Annotated in this window: 16 protein-coding genes; 12 read left to right on the top strand and 4 right to left on the bottom strand. The window is 66.4% G+C overall.

Annotated features, from left to right (window positions below):
* Nucleotides 1-159 precede the first annotated feature (159 nt).
* On the bottom strand, nt 160-1,095 hold the full coding sequence (locus tag HL671_RS33725; RefSeq protein ID WP_172242600.1) for a hypothetical protein: 936 nt from the start codon (nt 1,093-1,095) through the stop codon (nt 160-162).
* Between the two features lie 493 nt (nt 1,096-1,588).
* On the opposite strand from HL671_RS33725, the gene dnaK reads away from it, so the two are divergent.
* From dnaK to HL671_RS33685, 8 genes are all read left to right on the top strand, one after another.
* Entirely contained in the window at nt 1,589-3,484 is a 1,896-nt protein-coding gene (gene dnaK, locus HL671_RS33720; RefSeq protein WP_012040546.1) for a molecular chaperone DnaK, read from the top strand.
* A 142-nt stretch (nt 3,485-3,626) separates the two neighbouring features.
* Nucleotides 3,627-4,754, top strand: a complete 1,128-nt coding sequence (dnaJ, locus tag HL671_RS33715; protein ID WP_172242597.1) for a molecular chaperone DnaJ — start codon at nt 3,627-3,629, stop codon at nt 4,752-4,754.
* Between the two features lie 213 nt (nt 4,755-4,967).
* Nucleotides 4,968-5,570 (top strand): class I SAM-dependent methyltransferase, encoded by a 603-nt coding sequence (locus tag HL671_RS33710; RefSeq protein WP_012040548.1) that lies wholly within the window; start codon nt 4,968-4,970, stop codon nt 5,568-5,570.
* Between the two features lie 45 nt (nt 5,571-5,615).
* Complete coding sequence (locus tag HL671_RS33705) at nt 5,616-6,194, top strand: NADPH-dependent FMN reductase (protein ID WP_172242594.1); 579 nt, start codon at nt 5,616-5,618, stop codon at nt 6,192-6,194.
* Nucleotides 6,195-6,200: 6 nt separating this feature from the next.
* Nucleotides 6,201-6,932 (top strand): orotidine-5'-phosphate decarboxylase, encoded by a 732-nt coding sequence (gene pyrF, locus HL671_RS33700; protein WP_172242591.1) that lies wholly within the window; start codon nt 6,201-6,203, stop codon nt 6,930-6,932.
* 50 nt (nt 6,933-6,982) lie between these two features.
* The gene (locus tag HL671_RS33695) at nt 6,983-7,285 is read left to right on the top strand and encodes a DUF1330 domain-containing protein (protein ID WP_012040551.1); all 303 of its coding nucleotides are present in this window, start codon (nt 6,983-6,985) and stop codon (nt 7,283-7,285) included.
* Between the two features lie 93 nt (nt 7,286-7,378).
* On the top strand, nt 7,379-8,197 hold the full coding sequence (dapB, locus tag HL671_RS33690) for a 4-hydroxy-tetrahydrodipicolinate reductase (RefSeq protein WP_012040552.1): 819 nt from the start codon (nt 7,379-7,381) through the stop codon (nt 8,195-8,197).
* 24 nt (nt 8,198-8,221) lie between these two features.
* Nucleotides 8,222-8,845 carry a 2,3-bisphosphoglycerate-dependent phosphoglycerate mutase gene (locus HL671_RS33685; RefSeq protein WP_012040553.1) on the top strand — a complete coding sequence of 208 codons (624 nt, stop codon included), beginning with the start codon at nt 8,222-8,224 and terminating at the stop codon, nt 8,843-8,845.
* Between the two features lie 324 nt (nt 8,846-9,169).
* On the opposite strand, the gene HL671_RS33680 is transcribed toward HL671_RS33685, so the two are convergent.
* The gene (locus HL671_RS33680) at nt 9,170-10,069 is read right to left on the bottom strand and encodes a methylated-DNA--[protein]-cysteine S-methyltransferase (protein ID WP_172242588.1); all 900 of its coding nucleotides are present in this window, start codon (nt 10,067-10,069) and stop codon (nt 9,170-9,172) included.
* A 248-nt stretch (nt 10,070-10,317) separates the two neighbouring features.
* Entirely contained in the window at nt 10,318-10,851 is a 534-nt protein-coding gene (locus HL671_RS33675) for a DUF2244 domain-containing protein (RefSeq protein WP_041750246.1), read from the bottom strand.
* 22 nt (nt 10,852-10,873) lie between these two features.
* Here HL671_RS33675 and nth point away from each other — a divergent pair, with 22 nt between their 5' ends.
* From nth to HL671_RS33655, 4 genes are all read left to right on the top strand, one after another.
* Nucleotides 10,874-11,698, top strand: a complete 825-nt coding sequence (gene nth, locus HL671_RS33670) for an endonuclease III (RefSeq protein WP_012040556.1) — start codon at nt 10,874-10,876, stop codon at nt 11,696-11,698.
* Between the two features lie 210 nt (nt 11,699-11,908).
* Complete coding sequence (locus HL671_RS33665) at nt 11,909-12,961, top strand: type III polyketide synthase (protein ID WP_012040557.1); 1,053 nt, start codon at nt 11,909-11,911, stop codon at nt 12,959-12,961.
* Entirely contained in the window at nt 12,958-13,464 is a 507-nt protein-coding gene (locus tag HL671_RS33660; RefSeq protein WP_172242585.1) for an isoprenylcysteine carboxyl methyltransferase family protein, read from the top strand. Before HL671_RS33665 ends, HL671_RS33660 begins: the two co-directional genes overlap by 4 nt.
* Nucleotides 13,461-15,080 carry a DHA2 family efflux MFS transporter permease subunit gene (locus HL671_RS33655; RefSeq protein WP_012040559.1) on the top strand — a complete coding sequence of 540 codons (1,620 nt, stop codon included), beginning with the start codon at nt 13,461-13,463 and terminating at the stop codon, nt 15,078-15,080. Before HL671_RS33660 ends, HL671_RS33655 begins: the two co-directional genes overlap by 4 nt.
* Here HL671_RS33655 and HL671_RS33650 read toward each other — a convergent pair.
* Nucleotides 15,018-15,770 carry a sulfate transporter family protein gene (locus tag HL671_RS33650; protein WP_012040560.1) on the bottom strand — a complete coding sequence of 251 codons (753 nt, stop codon included), beginning with the start codon at nt 15,768-15,770 and terminating at the stop codon, nt 15,018-15,020. The genes HL671_RS33655 and HL671_RS33650 overlap by 63 nt on opposite strands.
* Nucleotides 15,771-15,925: the final 155 nt, after the last annotated feature.

The following is a 15,925-nucleotide window of genomic DNA, read 5'->3' as shown; positions in this document are numbered from 1 at the left end:
TCCTCCCCTGATTGATCTCAGGCCGCGGCACCTCCTCGTCAACGCGCGGAACGCGCGATCGCAAAGGAGGCGGCGGCATCGGCGCTTGGCGCGCGGGCTTCAGGTTACCTCAGATTGCTGGCAGAGCTGGCAACAATTCGATCGGGCCGGGCGGCGCGCTCAGCCCCTCGGCTGGATGCCATCCCGCACCGCGCGGAAGCGCGGGAACGCTGTTGACCATTGGTCTCGCGGGGCGCTGCCGATGATCCGCAGCGTGTTCGGTCCGCCGAAGCGCAACCATTGAACGACGGTGACGGGCGTGTTGTCCTTGCCGCTGACGGCGTCGACGCGGGTCTCATAGGCTGGCAGCCCGTCGATCCGAATGGGCTCCGACATCGTGATGCGGGCTTCGCGAACGCCGGGAATGGTCGTCGCGGCCTGCTGCGCGATACGGCTCCGGTCGCCGGCCTCCGGTGTCGCTCCGGCCACGAGCCCGATCACCACGAAGGGCGCTGCTTCAATGCCCTTGTCCTCTTCGCCGTCGGCGAGGAGCAGCGCGCCCGGTCCGAGCGTGCGCACGGTCTTGAATCCGGAGAGCTCGGTCACCTTGAACGGCATGGTCGACAATTGCTCGTCCACCGGGACGTCCTTGCGAACCACCGCCGTGGCGAACATCTGGCGCACGGCATCATCCGTGTAGATCTTGCTCGCCGTCTCCGGGACCTGCACCGCGACGTAGCCGGAGAAGCCGGTGCCGGGCAGGATCATCGAGTAGCGCCGCACCGCGGCGGCACCGTCGCGGCCGTTCTCGACTGTATAGTAGGCCGTCCCTGCAGCCGTCTCAATGCTTTCCGGCTTGATGTTGCCGGTGCCCCCGGGATTCGCCGTGAACGCATTCTTGACCTCGCCATAGGCTGCTGCCGGCAGCTCGGTCAGCAGCACCTTGACGCTCTGATCCTCGGTCTCGAAGCCGGGGAACGTCTTGGCCTTGGTGAGGCCGACCAGGGGCGCCAGTCCGATCCGGACGCCCGGCGGGAAAATCGCGTCCGCAGCCGATACCGGGCCGAGCAGCGACAGCGAAACGACGGCCGCGGCGAGAAGTCGGGAGAACATCATGAAGAAGCAGCCTCGTTCACAAACCCAGGGCATGCGGCCGGCCGCAGCCCCCGTACGGTCGCCATAGGACGGCACGCCTTTTAGCGGGTTTGCCAAGCCAGCAACAGACCAATTGGCTGCGACCAGAAGTTCCGGTGCCGGCGACGGTCGCTCCGATTATGACTTCGCTAAGGATGATTCGACGTGGTCGCCGCGCCAGCCGATATGGCGCCTTTGCGGCGGCGCTGCGGATCAGGCTCGGAAACGGACGCGGCGCGATGCAAAGGTCCGGTTGAGATACCGTTGGGCGCCGCCGGCCGGCGCTTTCGCGCAGCGGGCAAAAATCCGCGGTTTTTCCGCGTGCCAGGGTCCTGTCCGGTCCTTGCGGGTCAGTCACCCCCTCCTATATGACGCTCATCGTCGCAATATCGCGAGCATTTGATCTGAGGGGGTTTTGGATGGGGGCGCCGTCAGGGCCCCACCCAACCTGCCGCAAAAAGAAGGATATGAGACCATGGGAAAGGTCATCGGGATCGATCTCGGCACCACGAATTCGTGCGTGGCCGTTATGGACGGCAAATCGTCGAAGGTCATCGAGAATGCCGAGGGCATGCGCACCACGCCGTCGATCGTCGCGTTCAGTGACGATGGCGAACGTCTGGTCGGTCAGCCGGCCAAGCGCCAGGCCGTGACCAACCCCGAGCGGACCTTCTTCGCGGTCAAGCGCCTGATCGGGCGCCGCTACGACGACCCGATGGTCGAGAAGGACAAGAAGCTCGTCCCCTACAAGATCGTCAAGGCCGGCAACGGCGACGCCTGGGTCGAGGCCGACGGCAAGACCTATTCGCCCTCGCAGGTCTCCGCCTTCATCCTGCAGAAGATGAAGGAGACCGCGGAAGCCCATCTCGGCCAGAAGGTCGATCAGGCCGTCATCACCGTCCCCGCTTATTTCAACGACGCCCAGCGCCAGGCCACCAAGGATGCCGGCAAGATCGCGGGCCTCGAGGTGTTGCGCATCATCAATGAGCCGACCGCGGCGGCGCTGGCCTACGGCCTCGACAAGACCAAGGCCGGTACGATTGCCGTGTACGACCTCGGCGGCGGCACCTTCGACGTCTCGATCCTGGAGATCGGCGACGGCGTGTTCGAGGTGAAGTCGACCAATGGCGACACCTTCCTCGGTGGTGAAGACTTCGACATGCGTCTGGTCAGCTACCTCGCCGACGAATTCCAGAAGGAGCAGGGCATCAACCTGCGCAACGACAAGCTCGCTCTGCAGCGCCTGAAGGAAGCTGCCGAGAAGGCGAAGATCGAGCTGTCGTCGACCACGCAGACCGAGATCAACCTGCCCTTCATCACCGCGGACCAGTCCGGTCCGAAGCATCTGACGATGAAGCTGACCCGCGCCAAGTTCGAGGCGCTGGTGGCCGACCTCGTCGAGAAGACCATCGAGCCGTGCCGCAAGGCGCTGAAGGATGCCGGCCTGACCGCCGGCGAGATCGGCGAAGTGGTGCTGGTCGGCGGCATGACCCGCATGCCGAAGATCCAGGAGATGGTGAAGCAGTTCTTCGGCAAGGAGCCGCACAAGGGCGTCAACCCCGACGAGGTGGTGGCGATCGGTGCGGCGATCCAGGCCGGCGTGCTGCAGGGCGACGTCAAGGACGTGCTGCTGCTCGACGTGACCCCGTTGTCGCTGGGCATCGAGACCTTGGGCGGCGTGTTCACCCGCATCATCGACCGTAACACCACGATCCCGACCAAGAAGAGCCAGGTGTTCTCGACCGCCGAGGACAATCAGAACGCGGTGACCATCCGGGTCTTCCAGGGCGAGCGCGAAATGGCGGCCGACAACAAGATGCTCGGTCAGTTCGACCTGATGGGCATTCCGCCGGCCCCGCGCGGCATGCCGCAGATCGAGGTGACGTTCGATATCGACGCCAACGGCATCGTCAACGTCTCGGCCAAGGACAAGGCCACCGGCAAGGAGCAGCAGATCCGCATCCAGGCCTCGGGTGGTCTGTCGGAGGCCGACATCGACAAGATGGTCAAGGACGCCGAAGCGAATGCCGCGGCGGACAAGAAACGCCGCGAGGCGGTCGACGCCAAGAACCATGCCGACGCGCTGGTGCACTCCACGGAGAAGGCACTGGCCGAGCATGGCTCGAAGGTCGCCGACACCGAGCGCCGTGCCATCGAGGACGCTGTCAGCGATCTGAAGGAAGCGCTGAAGGGCGACGATGCCGAGGCCATCAAGGCCAAGACCAACACCTTGGCCCAGGCGTCGATGAAGCTCGGCGAGGCCATGTACAAGCAGCAGGCCGAGAGCGACGCGGCCCGCGATGCCGCCAAGGATGACGTTGTCGACGCGGAGTTCACCGAGGTCGACGACGACAAGAAGAAATCTGCTTAAACGACGGTAGAGGCGACAGCCATGACCCCCACGCCAAAGAGCGCAGCCTGCGTCTCGTTGGATGGGGGTCATTTTCATTGAACTGGCGCGCGGCGATCGCGCGAGCCGTTCAGGTCTGACCATGTTCGGGCGGGTTTGATTGATGTCCACCAAGCGCTGCTATTACGAGACCCTGGAAGTCGAACGCGACGCCGACGAGACCAAGCTCAAGGCCGCCTTCCGCAAGCTGGCCATGAAATGGCATCCGGACAAGAATCCGGGCGATGCCTCCAGTGAAGTCAAATTCAAGGAAATCAACGAGGCCTATGAGGTGTTGCGCGACGCCGACAAGCGCGCCGCCTATGACCGCTATGGCCATGCCGCGTTCGAGCAGGGCGCCGGTGGTCCGCACGGCTTCGGCGCCGGCTTTGCGTCCTCGTTCTCCGATATTTTCGAAGACCTGTTCGGCATGGCCGGACAGCGCCGCGGCGGCACCGGTCGCGAGCGCGGTGCCGATCTCCGTTACAACATGGAGATCACCCTCGAAGAGGCCTTCCAGGGCAAGACGGCCCAGATCGAGATTCCGGTCTCGGTGACCTGCGAGTCCTGTTCCGGCACCGGCGCCAAGGCCGGCACCAAGCCGAAGACCTGTGCGATGTGCGGCGGCGCCGGCCGCGTGCGGCAGGCGCAGGGCTTCTTCACGCTGGAGCGCACCTGTCCCGGCTGTCACGGCCGCGGCCAGATGATCGAGGATCCCTGCCCGTCATGCTCCGGCTCCGGCCGGGTCACGCGTGATCGCACGCTGTCGGTCAACATTCCCCAGGGCGTCGAGGACGGCACCCGCATCCGTCTCGCCGGCGAAGGCGAGGCCGGCTTGCGCGGTGGGCCGCCGGGCGACCTCTACATCTTCCTGTCGCTGTCTCAGCACGAATTCTTCCAGCGCGATGGCGCCGACCTGCATTGCCGGGTGCCGATCTCGATGGTGACCGCGGCGCTCGGCGGCGAGTTCGAGGTGCCGACGATCGACAAGGGCAAGACCAAGGTCAAGATTCCCGCCGGTGCGCAATCCGGGCGCCGGTTCCGGATCGCCGCCAAGGGCATGCCGGTGCTGCGCTCACGCCAGACCGGCGACATGTATGTCCAGATCGTCGTGGAGACGCCGCAGAACCTGACCAAGAAGCAGCAGGAGCTGCTGGCCGAGTTCGAGAAGCTGTCGTCCGGCGCAACCCAGCCCGAGGCCGCCGGCTTCTTCACCAAGGTCAAGGATTTCTTCGGCAAGGCGGCGAGCTGAGTCGTGCCCTCACGCGACGCCGCGCTTGCGCGCGGGCGTCGTGTGACTTTGCTGCTCTGCACATGCAAAAAATTATCGAATGCCTCTGTAAGAGGGCGGAGCGCGAGCCTTAATCGTGCGTTACGGTTCGGCTTGACCGCCCCGCCTGCGACCTATACGTCTTTGTGACTCTTTTCTGACATCGCCGTGAAAACGGTCCCGTCCGGTACTGAGATGCCCCTGCAAACGTCCGTGCGTGCGTCGAAAAAACCTCTTCGTCTCGACGACGAGGTGCGATTCCTCCGCTCATGGATCGAAAAGCCGCTGCACATGGGTGCCGTCATGCCGTCGGGTCGGCTGCTGGCCCGCACCATGGCGCAATATGTCGATCCTCATGGCACCGGACCGGTCATCGAACTCGGGCCGGGCACGGGCGCGATAACGAATGCGCTGGTTCAGCACGGCATCGACCAGAAGCGGCTGGTTCTGGTCGAATATAATCCGGGCTTCTGTGCGCTGCTGCGCGACCGCTATCCGCAGGCGAAGGTCGTTCAGGGCGATGCCTACCGGCTTCGCGACACGCTCTGGAACGTTCTGGGCATGCCGGCTTCGGCCGTCGTCTCCGGCTTGCCGCTGGTCACCAAGCCGATGCTGACCCGCATGAAGCTGGTGCGCGATGCGTTCGCGGCGATGGCGCCCAACGCGCCGTTCGTGCAGTTCACCTATTCGGTGGTGCCGCCGATCCCGAAGTCGCTGCCGGGCGTCACGACCGAAGCCTCTGAGCGGATCTGGATGAACCTTCCGCCCGCGCGCGTCTGGGTGTATCGCAAGCCCTGACCGGCAGCCGCGGCTCATCGTGGCGGGTCGCCGTCCGGCCACACGATGTCCGCCCTGAAAATCCTGATCATCCCCGGCTCGACGCGAGCCGGCTCGCACAATGTCAAGCTTGCCGCAGTCGCCGCCTATCAGTTCGTGCAGGCCGGCGCCGACGTGACGCGCATCTCGCTGGCCGATTATCCGCTGCCGATCTACGATGCCGACCACGAGGCGAGATCGGGCGTGCCGCGCGAGGCGGTCAATCTGAAGCGCATGATCGCGGTCCATCACGGGGTTCTGCTGGTGACCCCCGAATACAACGCTGCCCCGCCGCCGCTGCTCAGCAATGCCCTGGCCTGGCTGTCGCGCGTGGAGGAGCCACCGGAAGCCCGTGGCCGGGTGTTCCGCACCCGCCCGTTCGCGATCGCCGCGGCCTCCGAACACCGTTTCGGCGGTGTCCGTGCGCTGGCGGCGTTGCGGCTGATGCTGACGGCCTGCGACGCACAGGTCATCCCGAGCCAGCTCGCGCTGGCCTTCGCCGACAAGGCCTATAACGACATGGATCGGCTCAGGCTGCCGGCCGACATCGCCGCGCTCGATGCTCTGGTGCGGCAGCTGATCGATCTGGTGCAACATACGATGTGAGGTGACATGCCGACCGAGATTGCCCCGCGCGACCGTCTGATCGTGGCGCTCGACCTGCCGGGCGTGGCGGAAGCCGAAGCCATGATCACAAGGCTCGGCGATGCCGTGACGTTCTACAAGATCGGCATGGAGCTGACCTATGCCGGCGGTCTTGGGCTCGCCGAACGCCTTGCGGCCGACGGCAAGCAGGTTTTCATGGACCTCAAGCTGCACGACATCCCGAACACGGTCGAACGCGCCACCCGCCAGATCGCCCGGCTCGGCGCCCGCTTCCTCACCGTGCACGGCTTTTCGCAGAGCATGACCGCCGCGCTCGCCGGTGCCGCCGGCTCCCCCCTCGAGCTGCTCGCCGTCACCGTCATGACCTCCTACGACGATGCCGACCTCGCCGCGGCCGGCTACGCCATGGGCGTCAAGGAGCTGGTCGCCCGCCGCGCGGTGCAGGCCAAGCAGATCGGCATCCACGGCCTGATCCTGTCGCCGGAGGAGACCCAGCTGGTGCGCCCGCTCGTGGGACCTGACATGCAGCTCGTGACCCCCGGGATCCGCCCGGCGGGATCCGACGTTGGCGATCAGAAGCGCATCATGACGCCGGCGCTGGCGATCGTCGGTGGGGCCGATCGTCTCGTCGTCGGCCGTCCGGTGACCGGCGCCGCCGATCCGGCGGCCGCCGCCGAAAGCATCGTCGCCGATATCGCCAGCGCCCTCGCGCTGGTCGGCAAGACCAATCGCACGTAGAGACCAATCGAACCTAAGCAGGACCGCCTCATAACAAGGAGACCACAGGGATGGCCAAGGCCTATTGGATCGCGCGGATCGACGTGCACAACATGGATGGCTACAAGGACTATGTCGCGCAGAACGGCGCCGTGTTCCATCAGTACGGTGCCAGGTTCCTGGTCCGCGGCGGTCAGTACGAGACCAAGGAAGGCACCTCGCGGTCGCGCAACGTCGTGATCGAGTTCAAGGACTACGAGACCGCGCTCGCGTGCTACAATTCCCCGGAATACCAGCGTCTGGTCGCGATGCGTTCGCCGCACTCGGAAGGCGATCTGGTCATCATCGAGGGCTATGACGGCCCGCAGCCCTGACCTGTTGCGCGGGGGCTGGGGCTGCTCCGCGCCGGGCTCGGTTGCCCGCGCTGTCAGCCCCGGCTATAGCCCTGATCCGGCGGAGGAACTGACATGTCAAAGATGCGCTTGATCGTTGCCGGGGCCGGCGGCCGCATGGGGCGCGCGCTGGTGCGGGCGATCGCCGACAGCGACGGCGCGGAACTGGCCGGGGCGCTCGAAGCCCCGGGGTCGGAGCTGATCGGCAAGGATGCCGGCGTGCTCGCCGGCCTTCCCGCCAACGGTATCAAGCTGTCGGGCGACCTCTGGACCATGTCGGCCGAGGCCGACGGCATCCTCGACTTTACCGTGCCGGCGGCGACGATCGCCAATGTCGCGATCGCGGCCGAGCGCGGCATCGCCCACATCATCGGCACCACCGGCCTGTCGGCTTCCGACGATGCCGTGATCAAGAGCGTCACCAAGCGCGCCATCGTCGTGCAGTCCGGCAATATGAGCCTCGGCGTCAATCTGCTGTCGGCGCTGGTCAAGCAGGTCGCGAAATCGCTCGATGCCGGCTTCGACATCGAGATCCTCGAGATGCATCACAAGCACAAGGTCGATGCGCCCTCCGGCACCGCGCTGATGCTCGGCCGCGCCGCCGCCGAGGGCCGCGGCGTCGTGCTCGACCAGCATTCCGCGCGCGGCCGCGACGGCATTACCGGCGAGCGCCGCTCTGGCGACATCGGCTTCGCCTCGCTGCGCGGCGGCACCGCGGCCGGCGATCACAGCGTCATCTTCGCCGGGCCCTCGGAGCGGCTGGTGCTGTCGCACCAGGCCGAGGACCGCATGATCTTTGCCCATGGCGCGCTGAAGGCGGCGCTGTGGGCGCATGGCAAGCCGCCGGGCTACTACACGATGAGCGATGTGCTCGGCCTCAAGGACCTGTTCTAAACCAACCAAGTGGATCAGTGAGCAATGAGCGAACGTCTCCTGGTGCTGGTGCGCCACGGCCAGAGCGAGTGGAATTTGAAGAACCTGTTCACGGGCTGGAAGGATCCGGACCTGACCGAGCAGGGCGTCAGCGAAGCCAAGGAGGCCGGCCGCAAGCTTAAAGCGCACGGCCTGACCTTCGATGTTGCCTTCACCTCCGAGCTGACGCGCGCCCAGCACACGCTGAAGCTGATCCTGGATGAGCTCGGCCAGCCCGGCCTGCCGACCAGCAGGAATCTCGCGCTCAACGAGCGCGACTATGGCGATCTCTCCGGCCTCAACAAGGACGACGCCCGCGCCAAATGGGGCGAAGAGCAGGTCCATGTCTGGCGCCGCTCCTACGATGTCCCGCCGCCCGGCGGCGAAAGCCTCAAGGACACGCTGGCCCGCGCGCTGCCTTATTACGTCCAGGAGATCCTGCCCGGCGTCCTCCGCGGCCAGCGCACCTTGGTCGCCGCCCACGGCAACTCGCTCCGCGCGCTCATCATGGTGCTGGAGAAGCTCACGCCCGAAGGCATTCTGAAGCGCGAACTCGCCACCGGCGTACCGATCATCTACCGGCTGAAGGCGGATTCGACGGTGGAGTCGAAGCTGGACCTGGCGGGCTGATCGCGCACTCAAGGCGCTCCGTCTCCGCGCGCCATGGCGTTTCTAGTCGGTTGGTTTCTCGCCAGTTGAATGCGTCTTGTCAGCTGAAGACCCACGGTCGTCCGCAGCGCCGCTGCGCCCCTCTCCCCGTTCTTCACGGAAAGAGGGCTGGGGCGAGGGCCGCCAGACGGGCAGTGCCTCATCCCCAACGTCCCCCCAAGCCATCCTGCTAATTAGTTACTCGTCATGCCCGGGCTCGTCCCGGGCATCCACATGTCTCCTCGCGTGCTGAACGACGCGGATGGCCGGGACAAGCCCGGCCAATGAGGGCGTGGTGCCGCCGTCCTACCCCATCCCAACCTGCCCGGCTTCCCACCCGATCATCGCCTGCTTGCGCGTCAGGCCCCAATGATAGCCGGTCAGCGCGCCGGTCTTGCCGAGTGCGCGATGGCACGGCACCACGAATGAGATCGGGTTCTTGCCGACGGCGGCGCCCACCGCGCGCGACGCTTTTGGTGACTCCAGCCGGGTGGCGATGTCGGAGTAGCAGACGGCGCGGCCCATCGGGATCTTGAGCAGGGTCTCCCAGACGCGGACCTCGAAATCGGTACCGATCAGGACGACGCGGAGCGGCTGGTCGGGGCGCCACAGGCTCTTGTCGAAGATGCGTTGCGCAAGGCCGGCGGTGCCGGGGACGTCCTCGATGTAAGCAGCGCGGGGCCAGCGGCTCTTCATGTCTGATAGTGCGGAGGCCTCCTCCCCGGGGTCGGCGAAGGCGAGGCCGGCGAGGCCGCGCGGGGTCGCCATGACCAGGGCCATGCCGAACGGGCAGGGGTGGAAGCCGTAGCGCAAGGTCGTGCCGGCGCCGCCGGTCTTCCATTCGCCGGGGGACATCGCTTCATGCGTGACGAACAGGTCGTGCAGCCGGCCGGGGCCTGACAGGCCAGAGTCGAGCGCGGCGTCGAGCACGCTGGCCGAGCCCTTCAACAGGCCCTTGGCGTGGTCGAGCGTCAGCGCCTGCATGAACGCCTTCGGCGTCAGCCCGGCCCAGCGCCGGAACAGATGGTGTAGCTCGTCCGGCGTGAGGCTGGCGGCGTCGGCCATGTCCTCGATGGTCGGCTGCCGGCGCCAATGCTCCGAGATGAAGGCGATCGCCCGGCGCACGGCGTCGTAGTCGCGCAGCGCGGCCGATTGGTGCGGGCCCGGCTTGGCCAGGGCGGAATCGTGAATGGCAAGGGTCATCATGAGTCCGGATGTAGGGCGGCCGGGACGGGGACTCCACCCGATTTCTGATCCGGGGGCCATAGGTGGAAGCGGTCGGCCCCCGCAGGCGCAGCGATCTCCGTCCACCTCTCGCGGACCGGGTGAGAGGCTCACGTGGACTGATCGGGTGGATAGGCCCCCTCATCCGGCGCTCCGCGCCGACCTCTCCCCGCCGGGGAGAGGTGAACGGAGCTCGGGGCTGTGTGCTCGTTCCCTCGAAACAATATCTTCTACAGCGGATTATACACCGGCCCCCGTTTCGCGGCCTGCAAGCCGGCGGTGAGAGCCTTCGCAAAGCTCGCCTTTTCCTCCGGGCCGAGGAAGCTCGCGATCGCCACGCGCTGGCCGCGGGCGACGAGGTAGAGGTTCTCGATGCCGAACTCCTCGTGGCTGACCTGGTCGAGCCGCACCCAGAGCGGGTTGAAGCGCCATTCCATGACGTGGCCCTTGTGGCTCACCCGCCGCAGGCGCAGCTCGGTCAGGGTGATCGAGACCTCCTCATAGGCGCGGGCGCGGCGGAAATTGACCTTGAAGGCCCAGTAGATCGCCAACGCGTCCAGCCCGAAAAAGCCGAACACCGGCCAGGCGCCCATCAGCAGCGAGGCGATGCCGCCGATGAAGCTGATCGCGCAGACCACGACCATCAGCACCACGAAGCCGGTGCGGTTCAGCGACCGGTGCGGCGTCAGCCGTGCCGCGAACAGCTCCTGATCCGCGGCGTCGGTGCCGGTCTCCTGAGACGCAAAAGCATTGCTTGGCATCATGGGGCCTCAGTATACCCGGATCATGGCCAAAATCACCCGCCCCCAACGCGCCAAGCCGGCACCGGTTCGCAGCCCCGCCAAAAAGGCCGCGAAAGCCGCGCCCAAGACAGCTCCGAAGACGGCCGCCAAGGCTCCGAAGACGGCGGCGAACGCGAAGACCGTGCCGAAGACCCCTGCCCGCGCGGTGAAGAAAGCGTTGAAGGCGGCCAAACCCTGGACTCCCGCCGAGATCCGTGAGGCCTTCAGCCGCTTCGCGGCATCCAACCCGGAGCCGAAAGGCGAGCTCGAGCATCTCAACCCCTATACCTTGCTGGTCGCGGTGGTGCTCTCGGCGCAGGCCACCGATGCCGGCGTCAACAAGGCGACGCGGCCGCTCTTCGCGGTCGCCGACACGCCGCAGAAGATGATCGCGCTCGGCGAGGAGCAGTTGCGCGACTACATCAAGACCATCGGCCTCTACCGCACCAAGGCCAAGAACGTGATCGCGCTGTCGCAGAAGCTGATCAGCGAGTTCGGCGGCGAGGTGCCACGCACCCGCGCTGAATTGGAGTCGCTGCCCGGCGCCGGACGCAAGACCGCGAATGTCGTGCTCAACATGGCGTTCGGCGAGCACACGATGGCGGTCGACACCCATGTGTTCCGCGTCGGCAACCGCACGGGGCTTGCGCCCGGCAAGACCCCGCTCGAGGTCGAGCTCGGGCTGGAGAAGGTGATCCCGGCGGAGTTCATGCTGCATGCCCATCACTGGTTGATCCTGCACGGCCGCTACACGTGTCTGGCGCGCAAGCCGCGCTGCGAGTTGTGCCTGATCAAGGACCTGTGCCGCTGGCCGGAGAAGACCGCCTGATACGTTGTACGTGACGAACGGTTGCACGCGAGAACGCGTTTGACAGTCACTATTGCGTCACGCGGCGACGCCGTCTCACCATGGCCGGGCCACATCGGCGCCCGCATTGGACATAAGATGAAACCCGTTATCCGGGCGATGTGAGTGGCGCGTGAGGATTCTCGCGTTCTCGGACTTTTGCTGCGCCGGGACGTGGGAAGGATCAGACGCATGGACCATACCGCCGCCCTCATGTCGCTTGCGACCGCGGTGCCGCCGCATCAGTTTCGCCAGAACGAAGTGACAGAGGCGGCGCGCGTGGTGCTGTCGCCGCGCTTCCCGCAGTTCGAGACGATGGCGAGCCTGTTCGCCAACACCGGCATCCGCCAGCGCTACGGCGTCAAGCCGATCGAATGGTACATGGAGCGGCGCGGCTGGCCGGAGCGCACGGAAGCCTATCTTCAAGGCGCCGAGGCGCTGTTCATCGACGCGACGACCAAGGCGCTGGCGCAGGCCGATCTCAAAGCGGACGAGATCGACACCATCGTCAGCGTGAGCTCGACCGGCATCGCCACGCCGACGCTGGAGGCGCGCGTCGCCGGTCGCATGGGCTTCCGCTCCGACGTGTCGCGCGTGCCGGTGTTCGGGCTCGGCTGCGCCGGCGGCGTGTCGGGCCTGTCGATCGCGGCCCGGCTGGCGCAGGCGCGGCCCGGCACCAACGTGCTGTTTGTGACCTTCGAATTGTGCACCCTCGCGGTGCGCCACGACGAGCTGACGAAAGCCAACATCGTCGCGCTCAGCCTGTTCGGAGATGGCGCCGCGGCCGCGATCCTGCGCGCCGGCGATGGCGGCGCTATCAGGGTCGAGGCGACCGGCGAGAAGCTGTGGCCGGAGACGCTCGATATCATGGGCTGGAGCGTCGATCCGGAAGGCTTCGGCGTGATCTTCCAGCGCACCATTCCGGACTTCGTCACCGAGAATATGGGTCCTGCGGTCAACGAGATCCTCGGCGGCATGAAGCTCGCTTCGTCGGACGTCGATCGCTTCGTCTGTCATCCTGGCGGCGCCAAGGTGATCACGGCGCTGGAGCGCGCGCTGTCGCTCGGCCAGGGCACGCTGGATCATGAACGCGAAATCATCGCCGACTACGGCAACATGTCGGCGCCAACGGTGCTGTTCGTACTGGAGCGTGCCCGCGCCCGCGGGCTGCCGCCGCGCTCGGTGCTGACGGCGCTCGGACCTGGCTTCACCGCAAGCTGCGTTTCACTGAGGCACGCCGCATGACCTTTGCAGCCTTCATCCTTGCGCTCGTCACGATGCAACGGCTCGGCGAGCTCGTGCTCGCCCGCCACAACACACGCCGGCTCCGTGCCATGGGCGCGGTCGAGGTCGGCGCGGATCATTATCCGTTGATGATCACGATGCATGCGGCCTGGCTGGTGTCGCTGTGGCTGCTCGGCACCGACCAGGAGGTTGATCCCTGGCTGCTGTCAGGCTTCGTGCTGCTGCAGGGGCTGCGCTGGTGGGTGCTGGCGACGCTCGGCCCGCGCTGGACCACCCGCATCATCATCCTGCCCGGCGCGCCGCTGGTGGCGGATGGACCCTACCGCTACATCTCCCATCCGAACTATCTGGTGGTCGCCGCGGAAATCGCCTTGCTGCCGCTGGCGCTGCACCTGCCGCTGATCGCGCTGATCTTCTCCGGCCTGAATGCGGCCGTCCTCGTCATCCGGATCCGCGCCGAATCGGAGGCGCTGTCGGGCATCAGCCGCAGCCAGACCGCATGAGCGCACCGGCGACGCCGCAGGAGACGCCAGGCCTCGCCACTTGGCTCGGCTTCATCCTGATGTGCGTCGGCATGTTCATGGCGATCCTGGACATCCAGGTGGTGGCGACGTCACTGCCGACGATCCAGGAAGCGCTCGGCATCACGCCGGACGCCATGAGCTGGGTCCAAACCGCGTATCTGATCGCCGAGATCATCGCCATTCCGCTGACCGGCCTGCTCACCCGCGTCTTCAGCCTGCGTTGGCTATTCGTCGGCGCCGTCAGCATCTTCACGGCGGCCTCGCTCGGCTGCGCGATGAGCGGCAGCTTCCACATGCTGCTGGCGTTCCGCGTGCTGCAGGGCTTCTTCGGCGGCCTGTTGATCCCCGTGGTGTTCTCGGCGGTGTTCCTGCTGTTTCCGGCGCGGCTGCACGCGGTCGCAACCACGATCGGCGGCGTGGTTGCCGTGCTCGCGCCGACCATCGGCCCCGTCGTCGGCGGCTTCATCACCAACACCTGGTCGTGGCCCTGGCTGTTCCTGATCAACATCGTGCCGGGCATCATCGCTGCGCTGATGACGCCGAGCCTGCTGCCGAAGCAGCGGATGAATCTCATCGAGCTCGACAAGCTCGACCTGCTGGCGCTGATGCTGCTCGCGGTGTCGCTGGCGAGCCTCGAACTCGGCCTGAAGGAGGCCCCCAAGGGCGGCTGGCTCTCGTCGAACTGCATCGCGCTGCTGGTGCTGAGCGGATCCTGCCTGACTCTGCTGATCCAGCGGCTGCTGGCTTCGCCGCATCCGATCCTGCGGCTCGGCAGCTTTCAGCGCCGCTCGTTCACGCTCGGCTGCGTGTCGAGCTTCTGTCTCGGCATCGGCCTGTTCGGCTCGGTCTATCTGATGCCGGTGTTCCTCGCCTTCGTGCGCCAGCACGATGCGTTCGAGATCGGCAAGATCATGCTGGTGACCGGGGTGGCGCAACTGATCGCAGCGCCGCTGGTGACAGCGCTGGACGGCAAGGTCGATGCCCGGCTGCTGACCTCGTTCGGCTTCGCGCTGTTCAGCGCCGGCCTTGCCGCCAGCGCGTTCCAGCCGGCCAGTGCGGACTATCAGGAAATGTTCTGGCCGCAGGTGGTGCGCGGTGTCGGCATCATGTTCTGCCTGTTGCCGCCGACGCGGATCGCGCTCGGCGATCTGCCGCAGGCCGAGGTCGCCGACGCCAGCGGCCTGTTCAACCTGATGCGCAATCTCGGCGGCGCGATCGGCATCGCTCTGATCGACACGATCATCTACGGCCGCGTCGGGCTGCATGCCCAGGCATTCCGCGACCGGCTGATGGCTGGCGACACCGCGGCCGCCAAGGCGATCGGATTGGCCCCGGAGCTGTTGCGCAACCGGCCGCGCGGCGTGTCCGAGGAAGCCGCGATCGCCTATGTCCGGCCGCTGGTGGAGAAGGCGTCGCTGGCGCTTTGCGTCAACGAGGCCTGGGCGCTGCTTGCCGGCGTTGCGCTGCTCGGCTTCATTCTCATTCCCTTTGCCCGCAACAGGACCGAGAGCCCATCGCCGCGGCGGCTGGCCCTAGAGGCTGCGCAGCCGGCGCTCCGACGACGGCTCGATCAGCTCGGGCCGCGGTCCGGATAGGCGTTTGTGCAGGTGGACCATGAAGGCCATGCCGAACAGCGGCGTCGCCAGGTTCACGATCGGGATCGTCACAAAGGCCGCGATGATCAGGCCGGCGGTGAATACGGTGACCGCATTGTCGCGCCGCATCGCCTTGGCCTCCGCCGGCGGGCGGAAGCGCATCGCGGCGAGCTCAAAATATTCGCGGCCTAGCAGCCAGGCGGTGGCGAGGAAGAAGATCACGAAGCCGGCGCCGGCCAGGAACACGAAGGGCAGGGCGACCAGATAGACCAGGATGGTGAGTCCCGCCGCCTTCAGGCCTTCAATGATGGCGACGCCGAACGGCAGCGCGACGCCGGGCCGCTCGGCCGGATAGTGCTCGCGCTCGACCAGATCGGCAACGTCGTCGACAAAGAGGCTGGCGATCAGCGAGGTGATCGCGGGCATCAGCATGATGCCGCCGAACACGACGCCGAAGCCGGCCGCGATCGAGATGATCCAGGTCAGCACCTCCAGCGTGCCATGGGAATTCGGGCCGAGCATCGATTCGGCCCAGCCCTCGCCGGCGGTGGCGAGCCAGCTCAACAGCCGCTGCAGCCCGATCGCCAGCACCGTGACCAGCACCAGCGCCAGCCCGATCGAGCGCCACAGGATCGAGCGCATCGGCGGCGACAGAATCTGCGAAATCGCCTTGACGGCGGCATCGATCATGGCGGCGGACCTCTCTCTCAGACACGCGAGAGAGGTAGACATGCAAGCGGGCTTCGGCAAGCCCGTCCTCCCCACCGTGCGCAGATGCGCCTCAACTGTTTCCTTCGTCATTGTGAGCGCAGTGTTCAGCCCGGGGACATGGCTGACAGGTGTTC

The sequence above is a fragment of the Bradyrhizobium denitrificans genome (assembly GCF_013179005.1).
Taxonomy (GTDB): domain Bacteria; phylum Pseudomonadota; class Alphaproteobacteria; order Rhizobiales; family Xanthobacteraceae; genus Bradyrhizobium; species Bradyrhizobium denitrificans.
This window is presented reverse-complemented; position numbering and strand designations above follow the sequence as displayed.

What these genes read in the sequence shown, in the direction of transcription:
- HL671_RS33675 (WP_041750246.1), bottom strand. Translation starts at nt 10,851, where the DNA reads ATGATGCCAAGCAATGCTTTTGCGTCTCAGGAGACCGGCACCGACGCC.
- HL671_RS33660 (WP_172242585.1), top strand. Translation starts at nt 12,958, where the DNA reads ATGACCTTTGCAGCCTTCATCCTTGCGCTCGTCACGATGCAACGGCTC.
- pyrF (WP_172242591.1), top strand. Translation starts at nt 6,201, where the DNA reads ATGCCGACCGAGATTGCCCCGCGCGACCGTCTGATCGTGGCGCTCGAC.
- HL671_RS33705 (WP_172242594.1), top strand. Translation starts at nt 5,616, where the DNA reads ATGTCCGCCCTGAAAATCCTGATCATCCCCGGCTCGACGCGAGCCGGC.
- nth (WP_012040556.1), top strand. Translation starts at nt 10,874, where the DNA reads ATGGCCAAAATCACCCGCCCCCAACGCGCCAAGCCGGCACCGGTTCGC.
- dnaJ (WP_172242597.1), top strand. Translation starts at nt 3,627, where the DNA reads ATGTCCACCAAGCGCTGCTATTACGAGACCCTGGAAGTCGAACGCGAC.
- HL671_RS33725 (WP_172242600.1), bottom strand. Translation starts at nt 1,095, where the DNA reads ATGATGTTCTCCCGACTTCTCGCCGCGGCCGTCGTTTCGCTGTCGCTG.
- dnaK (WP_012040546.1), top strand. Translation starts at nt 1,589, where the DNA reads ATGGGAAAGGTCATCGGGATCGATCTCGGCACCACGAATTCGTGCGTG.
- HL671_RS33680 (WP_172242588.1), bottom strand. Translation starts at nt 10,069, where the DNA reads ATGATGACCCTTGCCATTCACGATTCCGCCCTGGCCAAGCCGGGCCCG.
- HL671_RS33665 (WP_012040557.1), top strand. Translation starts at nt 11,909, where the DNA reads ATGGACCATACCGCCGCCCTCATGTCGCTTGCGACCGCGGTGCCGCCG.
- HL671_RS33695 (WP_012040551.1), top strand. Translation starts at nt 6,983, where the DNA reads ATGGCCAAGGCCTATTGGATCGCGCGGATCGACGTGCACAACATGGAT.
- HL671_RS33655 (WP_012040559.1), top strand. Translation starts at nt 13,461, where the DNA reads ATGAGCGCACCGGCGACGCCGCAGGAGACGCCAGGCCTCGCCACTTGG.
- dapB (WP_012040552.1), top strand. Translation starts at nt 7,379, where the DNA reads ATGTCAAAGATGCGCTTGATCGTTGCCGGGGCCGGCGGCCGCATGGGG.
- HL671_RS33685 (WP_012040553.1), top strand. Translation starts at nt 8,222, where the DNA reads ATGAGCGAACGTCTCCTGGTGCTGGTGCGCCACGGCCAGAGCGAGTGG.
- HL671_RS33650 (WP_012040560.1), bottom strand. Translation starts at nt 15,770, where the DNA reads ATGATCGATGCCGCCGTCAAGGCGATTTCGCAGATTCTGTCGCCGCCG.
- HL671_RS33710 (WP_012040548.1), top strand. Translation starts at nt 4,968, where the DNA reads ATGCCCCTGCAAACGTCCGTGCGTGCGTCGAAAAAACCTCTTCGTCTC.